Raw genomic sequence first — 6,573 nt, forward strand, 5'->3', positions numbered from 1 at the left:
GGACCGTAATAGTCCTGACTTGAGAAAAGATCCACGCATGGTGCTAACGCAGCCAGCCGACGGCCAGTTCCTTGGCGGCATCGAGCGCGCGTTGCGGCAGCGTGCCGACGCCAACCGATTCGGCCGCGAAAAGCGGCGTCTCCTGGCTCAGCGTATCACCGATCCAGACCTGCAGCGCACCCACTGGTTGTCCCTCCTCCACGGGAGCTGCAACCGGCCCGTCATAGACGATCTTGGCGGTCAGCTTGTCGCGGTTGGCGATGGGCAGGAAGATGACCACGGGCGCTTTTGCCTTCAGCGCCACACCGGATTTCGCACCGCCGAAAACCTGGGCCTCGCCGACCACCTCGTCCTTGGCGAAAATCTCGGTCTTCTGGAAGGAACGAAGGCCCCAATCGAGCAGCTTTCGCGCTTCCTCGGCGCGCTCGCGGTCACTTGCCAGGCCGCTCATCGCCGCAATGACCCGCCTGCCACTGTGGCTGACCGAGCCGACGACGCCAAACCCGGATGCCTCGCTCCTGCCGATCGCCAGGCCGTCGGCACCGATATCCATCGCCAGCAGCGGGTTGCGGTTCCTCTGGGTGATCTTGTTCCAGGTGAAATCCTTTTGGCCGTAGTAGCGATAGAGGTCCGGGTACTCGCGCCAGATATGCAGGGCCAGAATCGCAAGCTCTCGAACCGTTGTCTGCTGACCGTCGGCCGGCAGACCGGTTGCATTGACGAATGTCGATTTTTCGAGGCCAATCTGCCTTGCGCGCTCGGTCATCTCAGTCGCGAAATTCGCCTCCGATCCCGCAAAACCTTCGGCGATGATGATGCAGCCGTCATTGGCGGCCTGAACCGTCACGCCCTGGATCAGGTCTTCAAGCCGGATCGTTGACTTCAGCTTGGCAAACATTGTCGACGTCCCGGATGGCGCGCCGCCGGTGCGCCATGCGTTCTCACTCACCACGAATGTGTCGTCGAGCGTCACGCGCCCCGATTTGATGGCGTTGAACACCACCTCCATCGTCACCAGCTTGGCCAGCGACGCCGGCTGAATCGGCCTGTCGGCATCCTTGGAAAACAGCACCGTTCCGGTTTCGGCATCGATCATGAAGGCCTGCGCGGCCTTGGTCTCGAAAAGCTGCGCCGCGGCCGGAGCCAGCGAAAGCAGCAGGAGGCCAAAACCCAAAAGCCCGGCGAGAGGCGCGGCGAAGCGAGATTTCATGGGAGGTTCGACCTGTCAGCCGGTATTTCTGGGCAAGCTCTACAAGCTATCAGGCTTTGTCCCGGCCGATCAACCGCGCGATGGACAACAGGGCAAAACTTCAGGTTTTGCCGGTCAGTTCCGAACCACGAGCGCGTCCGGTGCGCCATGCGACCATGCCGCCTGCAGCATCTCGTCCAGGCTGCCATGGCCGTCCGGATAGAGGTTGACCGAATACCAGTCCTTGCCCTCGAATTCGGAGCGCTGGATTTCGGTCTTGCCGAAGCTGGAAAGCCGGGCTGCCACACGCTGCGCCTCGGCGGCATCCTCGAACGAGCCAGCCGCGATATAGTCCGTGGGCGAAGCGGCCGGAGGAGCTTGCCGCTTCCACGATCGAAGGATTTCGGCAGGCGACATGCCGGCGCCATCCAGCGCGGCAAAGACATTGGAGGCGCGCTGCACGCGTTCGTCCGCGTAAGACAGCGCCGCTACGCCGAACGGCGATTGCGCCGGCAGATTGATCTGCGGGCGTTCCGGCACGATCGGCCCGAAATCGGGCAGCGTCACATTGCCGGAGGCCGGCGCCTGCGCGGCAATGACAGGCTGTGCCGATGCGGAATTCGTCAACTGGCCGGGAAATGGAGCGGCGGCGACCAACGCCGTACTCGGCGATGGTCCATCCATGGCGATCATGACACCGGTGGGCAAGCCGTCCGACGGATCCGGCACTCTGTTGCCTGGATTATAGGAGGCCATCAGGTACCGATCGTCATTGCCGTCAAGCGGCGCCCGGCCGACATATTCGACCTTCACCTTGGCCGTGCCGATATTGGCATAGTCGAGCATTTCGGCGGCGCGCTTCGACACATCGATGATGCGGCCGTCATGGTAAGGGCCGCGATCGTTGACGCGCACGATGACCGAGCTGCCGGTCTTCAGATTGGTGACGCGCGCATAGCTCGGCAGCGGCATTGTCGGATGCGCGCCGGTCAGATGTGTCATGTCGTAGACTTCGCCGTTAGCGGTCAGCCTGCCGTGGAAGGCTTCGCCATACCAGGAGGCGAGACCCATCTTGGCATAGCGCTTGTCTTCCTTCGGATAATACCACTTGCCGCGCACCTGATAGGGCTTGCCGAGCTGGTCGCGTCCGCCGCCACGCTGCAGGCCCGACATCTTGAAGGTGACGCGCGGGCTGGCCTTCACGCCGTATTCGGATTCGGAAAAATATTCCTTGGAGCGGGGTTTCTTGTTGACCATCGCCTTTGGCTGTGGCGGCGCGGCGCAAGCCGCCAGCAAGGCAGCCGACAGGGCAAACAACGCGAAAGCGGAAGCGCGACGAAGACGCGGGCGCGCCGTGCTTTGCATTTCTTGGTTGTCCCCTCTCAACAAAGGCACCGCAACTTGACCGTCGGCAGGGCCAAAACCCACTCGACAAATGCCAGCGCCACCTTGATTCGCAATCCCTTGTGCACAGGAATTGTTTATCACCGTATTAACCGATTGTGGTCGGAACCGGGCGAGATTGTGGCGCAAACCGTCCCGGCGATTGTTGTGAAAAACCACCGCTTTTCAATCTTCGGCGCAGCGATGTTCGACGTGGTTCAGTTCCGCCGTCAAACGCCCATGGCAGGAACAGGCAACGGCTGGTTGACAGGACTTCGTCGGGCGCACTAGAGCAATGAAGCGCGAACGATCTCCGGGTGGCGCAGCAGTGCCGACAGGTATGAGTTGAGATCAGGACGAGCATCCAAGTGATTGAAAAATCACGATGGAGGGATGGCCGAGCGGTTTAAGGCACCGGTCTTGAAAACCGGCGTGGGTGCAAGCCCACCGTGGGTTCGAATCCCACTCCCTCCGCCAGATATTAAGCTATGTGTCTGATTTAAGTTACCTTTTCCATTTTTATCAAGGCTAGTTCCTAACTCCGTTCCTAACGTCCACAAACGATGAAGGCCCAAATCAACGCCGCTAACAACCGTGCTTGGCCTTTGATGGTCCGCATTGTCGCAATTTGCGCTGCACCGCCACTGATCATTCGGCCCTCTGAATGACCGCCCGTCTTTTGCGGGAGAGCTTGAAAGCGCCGCCGACCGATCGCAGCTATGTCGCGGGGCGGAACTGCAGATCATCCTGCGCCGCACGCATTGATGCTCAGAAACGTTGCCGGCGTGCCGCTGGAGCCCGCGACGGAGGACGCTCTAAACTCCATCGCGGCCGAAATGAAAATTGGCCGGTCGGACCTCATTCAGATCGTGCCGCGCGAGTGGCTGGAAACCAACGCCTATCTGCCAGTCCGAACGATTGATGAGGAAAGCGAGACGGCAGCGCGTAGGCTGGGACGCGACCTCTATGCAGAAGACCCGCCGCTACATTTGCGAAGCGACGGGCCTCCGCCCCGTTTCCCCCATACCTGACCAAGCAACTGCCGTGCCAGACTTATTGACCCATTGCGGGGCACCTTATGGCTTCTGCGCAGCGGAATTACCGACACGTACTTCGTTCGCATGTTTCGATTGCATTAGCTTTAATTCACGTATTCACCAGCCACGTGAGCACGCCCCCCGAAGGCTCGCTGGTCAGGCCCAGCGGCCTCCCCCCGCAACAAAGCCGCTGGGCCGCCCCCGCTCCGCTAGTCTAGACTAGAACTTCCCTTTGAACCGATCTCCATCCATGGGGCTGGGCAGCTACATCATAGGCGAATGAATCCTATAAGCGGTAGATGATCGGAGGCGACCCGCGAAAGCGGCGTGTCATGGGCTTCGACGGTTGAGATCATTCCGTGTCGATTTGCCATGATCCGGTCGAGCGACAGCAGCGGCAGACTCGATGGAAAGGTGGGGACCGCCGGCGGCGCGGGACCGAAAGTCGTGTGCAGCGTGTTCAGCGCGGAACGGTTTCCGAGTCGCCATTCGTTCAAATCGCCGAGCAGCAGTGTTGGTTTTTCGTCCGGTCTGTTCATGATTTCGAGCACGACACGGGCCTGTTCGGAGCGCGATCGGCGCAGCAAGCCGAGATGGGCTGCGATAATGCGCAGAGTTCGTTTCTCGTCCAGATCGATTTCGGCAACCAGGGCTCCGCGCGGCTCCAGCCCCGGGAGCTTTATCTGATGGACATTGCGAACGATGCCCCGTTTGAAAAGCAGAACGTTGCCGTGCCAGCCGTGCCCTTTGCCGTTTCCGGACACCGGCACCGGCACCAGGCCTGTTTCCAATTCGAGACGCAGCAGATCCAGAAGGCCGGCACGATCTCCAAAGCGATTGTCCGCTTCCTGCAACGCAATGACATCCGGGGCGATTTCCCGGATGACGCGACCGATTCGTTCGGGATCGAACTTTCTGTCGACGCCCACGCATTTGTGAACGTTGTAAGATGCGACCAGAGTCCCCGCGGGGCGTGTCCCTTCGGACGGCGCAGCCTTCGCCTTCTGCTTTTTTCTGTCGCGAATGGATTTGAGCACACTTGCAGGAAAGCTATGTCCAGTTCTTTGCATGAGTCTGCTGCTCGTCCTCACTACCTTCAAGACTTAGCTTTGTCTCACTCAAATAGGATCTGCAATCGCTGCTTCCCTGCCCTGACGAGATGCGGCGCTTAAAAGGAGCGATGGCTGCGTCACCCGAATTCCCCCCGGCAGAACGAGAAAGCCTCTAAAGGTAGGGCGATCCCAGCCACAACACTCGGTCAAACAGGCGGACGATAAATGGCCGGGCTCTCAAGGTTTCGATCGTTACAGACGCGGCGGAGGCGATTGCCGATCCGATCCGCGCTTCAATCTCCGCGGCAAAGCCTGCATCAAGAACCTCTATATCAATCTCAAAATTCAGCCGCAGGGACCGGGCATCAAGATTGGAGGATCCTATATAAGCCCAAACTCCATCGACCGACAGCAGCTTCGAATGATCGAACGAGCCCTCCGTGCGCCATACGCGGCAATAGTGCTTCAGGACCTGATCGAATTGCGCCGTCATCGCCCGGTCGACGAGGAAGAGATTGTTCACCGCCGGTACCACGATGTCGATCTCGACGCCTCGCCTGGCCGCGGTCGTCAGCGCGCTGATCAGTTCCCGATCCGGCAGGAAATAGGGCGACATGATGCGGATCGATTTGCGGGCGACGGAAAATGCCCCGATCAGCAAGTTGTGGTTCGTTTCGATGCTGGCATCCGGCCCGGATGCAACCGCCCGCGCCAGCATCGGTTGACCGGGAGCTGCGGGAAGCGTGGCCACTTGCCAGTTTTCGCCTTTCAGGAGCTCGCCGCTCACGAAGCGCCAATCTTCGGCGGCAACCGAAAAAAGGTCGGCTACGACCGGCCCGGTGACCTGAAAATGCGTGTCCCTCGCGCTGGAGGAGCCGGCGAACTCGGCTGAGAATCCCTTTCGGATGTTCATCCCTCCGGTGAACGCAATCGTGCCATCGACGACCAGGATCTTCCGGTGTGTTCTGAGGTTGGCGTAGGGAAGACGCAGGCCCATGACAATGTTGCCGTTGAAGAGGTCTGCTGTGATTCCTGCCTCTCGCAGACGCCCAAGACTGCTGGGGACGGAGTAACGCGCCCCGACGGCATCGATCAGCACGCGAACGCTGACACCCCGCTGGACGGCTCCGGCGAGAGATTCCACGAAAAGCCGCCCGACATCGTCATTGTCGAAGATGTAGGTCTCGAGAAGGATAGCGCGTTGAGCGCCATCAATCGCTCGGCACATTGCGGCATAGGCCTCGTCACCTGTCTCCAATATCGCAATCGCGTTTGCCGAGGTCAGGGCACGCCGGGCCACCCTGTCGCCCAATGTCTTCAGGCCGGTGAAGCGTTGGCCGTACCGCTCGGCAATCAATTCCTCGGCGGCAATGTTGCGCTCATGTTTTGCGGAAGCCGCCTCGCTGGAAAGGGGCCGCATGGCGCTGATCGTTGCACGACGGATGCGGTTTATGCCGGCAACGGCGTAGATGATCGCGCCAAGGAATGGCGACAGGAACATCACGCCAACCCAACCTGTGGCGGCGCGGACGTCTTCCTTCGTCATTATGGCGTGGACAATGCCGATGGCCGCCATCACCAGCGGAATGATCGCGAGGATCTGGGGCCAATGAGTCATTAAGGTCTGCAACATCGCCAGGACTATCCAGCGAGCGGTTGCAGAACGCAATGCAGCTCATGCCCGGCGTTGATTAGCACCTCTTGACCAAGTTTTGGCCGCAGTCACCCAATTCGTAATGCAGAGCACCGCAAGCCTCCAGACCACGGTAACAAAACTGGACAGAGCCGCTGCCTGGTTCGATGGAACGGCCCCCATAGGCGCTAACTTAGGGCATGAGCGTTATCCTTGCTGCGGCGGATTGGCTTTTTCGTCGCCTCGGTGGATCGCAGACGTGGCGGATGATTTCGGCAA

5 protein-coding genes and 1 tRNA gene are annotated in these 6,573 nt (G+C 60.1%); 2 read left to right on the forward strand and 4 right to left on the reverse strand.

Going from position 1 to position 6,573, the window contains the following annotated elements:
* Nucleotides 1-43: 43 nt before the first annotated feature.
* Both AC0L14_RS32975 and AC0L14_RS32980 read right to left on the reverse strand, forming a co-directional pair.
* Nucleotides 44-1,210 (reverse strand): D-alanyl-D-alanine carboxypeptidase family protein, encoded by a 1,167-nt coding sequence (locus AC0L14_RS32975; RefSeq protein ID WP_473752028.1) that lies wholly within the window; start codon nucleotides 1,208-1,210, stop codon nucleotides 44-46.
* Between the two features lie 114 nt (nucleotides 1,211-1,324).
* A complete protein-coding gene (locus AC0L14_RS32980; RefSeq protein ID WP_473640272.1) occupies nucleotides 1,325-2,554 on the reverse strand; it encodes a septal ring lytic transglycosylase RlpA family protein in 1,230 nt (409 codons plus the stop codon).
* Between the two features lie 36 nt (nucleotides 2,555-2,590).
* Between AC0L14_RS32980 and AC0L14_RS32985 the strand changes: the two genes are divergently transcribed.
* Together AC0L14_RS32985 and AC0L14_RS32990 are read left to right on the forward strand one after the other, a co-directional pair.
* Entirely contained in the window at nucleotides 2,591-2,863 is a 273-nt protein-coding gene (locus AC0L14_RS32985; RefSeq protein WP_473752029.1) for a hypothetical protein, read from the forward strand.
* Nucleotides 2,864-2,959: 96 nt separating this feature from the next.
* Nucleotides 2,960-3,049: transfer RNA gene (locus tag AC0L14_RS32990), tRNA-Ser, on the forward strand.
* 829 nt (nucleotides 3,050-3,878) lie between these two features.
* On the opposite strand, the gene AC0L14_RS32995 is transcribed toward AC0L14_RS32990, so the two are convergent.
* Nucleotides 3,879-4,679: an endonuclease/exonuclease/phosphatase family protein gene (locus tag AC0L14_RS32995; RefSeq protein ID WP_473487316.1), complete on the reverse strand. Its 801-nt coding sequence runs from the start codon at nucleotides 4,677-4,679 to the stop codon at nucleotides 3,879-3,881.
* A gap of 154 nt (nucleotides 4,680-4,833) precedes the next feature.
* Nucleotides 4,834-6,294 (reverse strand): phospholipase D-like domain-containing protein, encoded by a 1,461-nt coding sequence (locus tag AC0L14_RS33000; RefSeq protein ID WP_473752031.1) that lies wholly within the window; start codon nucleotides 6,292-6,294, stop codon nucleotides 4,834-4,836.
* Nucleotides 6,295-6,573 lie beyond the last annotated feature (279 nt).

It is taken from the genome of Mesorhizobium sp. WSM4841, assembly GCF_055811515.1.

Bases quoted from the DNA above. Each gene is read 5' to 3' on its own strand.
- AC0L14_RS33000 (WP_473752031.1), bottom strand. From the start codon at position 6,294: ATGTTGCAGACCTTAATGACTCATTGGCCCCAGATCCTCGCGATCATT.
- AC0L14_RS32995 (WP_473487316.1), bottom strand. From the start codon at position 4,679: ATGCAAAGAACTGGACATAGCTTTCCTGCAAGTGTGCTCAAATCCATT.
- AC0L14_RS32980 (WP_473640272.1), bottom strand. From the start codon at position 2,554: ATGCAAAGCACGGCGCGCCCGCGTCTTCGTCGCGCTTCCGCTTTCGCG.
- AC0L14_RS32975 (WP_473752028.1), bottom strand. From the start codon at position 1,210: ATGAAATCTCGCTTCGCCGCGCCTCTCGCCGGGCTTTTGGGTTTTGGC.